The organism is Mycobacterium sp. 1245499.0 (genome assembly GCF_001673615.1).
GTDB classification, from domain to species: domain Bacteria; phylum Actinomycetota; class Actinomycetes; order Mycobacteriales; family Mycobacteriaceae; genus Mycobacterium; species Mycobacterium europaeum_A.
In genome coordinates this window covers 1-1366 of the sequence record NZ_LZMG01000005.1, presented here as the reverse complement: position 1 = coordinate 1366, position 1366 = coordinate 1, and the positions used below count along the sequence as shown (strand labels likewise).

The 1366-nt window shown below is 69.0% G+C and carries 3 pseudogenes; 2 read left to right on the top strand and 1 reads right to left on the bottom strand.

Going from position 1 to position 1366, the window contains the following annotated elements:
• Positions 1-204, bottom strand: a pseudogene (locus tag A5646_RS00115) (translational GTPase TypA); the annotation flags it as partial.
• On the opposite strand from A5646_RS00115, the pseudogene A5646_RS29660 reads away from it, so the two are divergent.
• Together A5646_RS29660 and A5646_RS00110 are read left to right on the top strand one after the other, a co-directional pair.
• Positions 196-312: pseudogene (locus tag A5646_RS29660) on the top strand (hypothetical protein); the annotation flags it as partial. The pseudogenes A5646_RS00115 and A5646_RS29660 overlap by 9 nt on opposite strands.
• A gap of 46 nt (positions 313-358) precedes the next feature.
• Positions 359-1084, top strand: a pseudogene (locus A5646_RS00110) (ABC transporter substrate-binding protein); the annotation flags it as partial.
• Between the last annotated feature and the right edge of the window lie 282 nt (positions 1085-1366).

The following is a 1366-nucleotide window of genomic DNA, read 5'->3' as shown; positions in this document are numbered from 1 at the left end:
GGCGGTGGCGTCCAGCTCGACCTTGCGCACCCGCACGATCTCCGGGGTCACCTCGACGCATTCGTCTTGCGCGCAGAATTCCATGGCCTGCTCGAGATCGAGTTCGAGCGGCCGGGCCAGCGTTTCGATGACATCGGCGGTCGACGACCGCATGTTGGTCAGCTTCTTCTCGCGGGTGACGTTGATGTCGAGATCCTCTGCGCGCAAGACGAATGCGTCGAGGTGACCCCGGAGATCGTGCGGGTGCGCAAGGTCGAGCTGGACGCCACCGCCCGGGCCCGCAGCCGGTCGCGCGCCAAGGCGCGGGGTTAACACCGGGGTGGTTGGACGGGCTGCTGTGCGGTTGCTCGATACCCTGATCAGCGTGCCGAGACGAGTCCGCCGTTGGTTCATGGTGCTGGGCGGACTGATCTTTTTGGTCGGACTCGTGCTCTCGGCCTGTACGGTCAACCCGCCGCCGGCGCCGCAGAGCACCGATACGCCGCACAACTCCGTGCCGCCGCCACCGCGGGTCAGCGAGATCATCATGGGCATCGACTCGATCGGGGCCGGCTTCAACCCGCACCTGCTGTCCGACCTGTCCCCGGTGAACGCGGCGATCAGCGCGCTGGTGCTGCCGAGCGCCTTTCGGCCGGTCCCCGACCCCAACATGCCGACCGGTTCCCGCTGGGAGATGGACCCGACCCTGCTGGTGTCGGCCGAGGTGACCAGCCAGAACCCGTTCACGGTGACCTACAAGATCCGGCCGGAGGCGCAGTGGACCGACAACGCGCCGATCGCTGCCGACGACTTCTGGTACCTGTGGCACCAGATGGTCAGCCAGCCCGGGGTCGTCGACCCGGCCGGGTACGACCTCATCACCGGCGTGCAGTCCCTGGAGGGCGGCAAGCAGGCGGTGGTCACCTTCGCCGAACCGTATCCGGCGTGGAAGGAGTTGTTCAGCAACATCCTTCCGGCCCACATCGTCAAGGACGTGCCCGGCGGTTTCGCCGCGGGTCTGGCCCGGGCGCTTCCCGTCACCGGCGGCCAGTTCCGGGTGGAAAGCATCGATCCGCAGCGCGACGAGATCCTGGTGGCCCGCAGCGTGAGCTGCATGATGCGCGGCGTCACGATCCGGGCGGTCCGGACGTCGGGGATGGCGGACAGCTGCGCGAAGGCCGCCGAGCCGCCGTGCACCTGCGCCACCTGGGTGTCGCCGTTGCGCACGGAATCGGCCAGCGCGGCCGGCGCCCCGGCGCGGCGGAACAAGATGAGCGCGGGTTTGGCCGGCGGTCCCCAGTAGCGGTCGTTGCGGGCCACCAGGATCTCGTCGCGCTGCGGATCGATGCTTTCCACCCGGAACTGGCCGCCGGTGACGGGAAGCGCC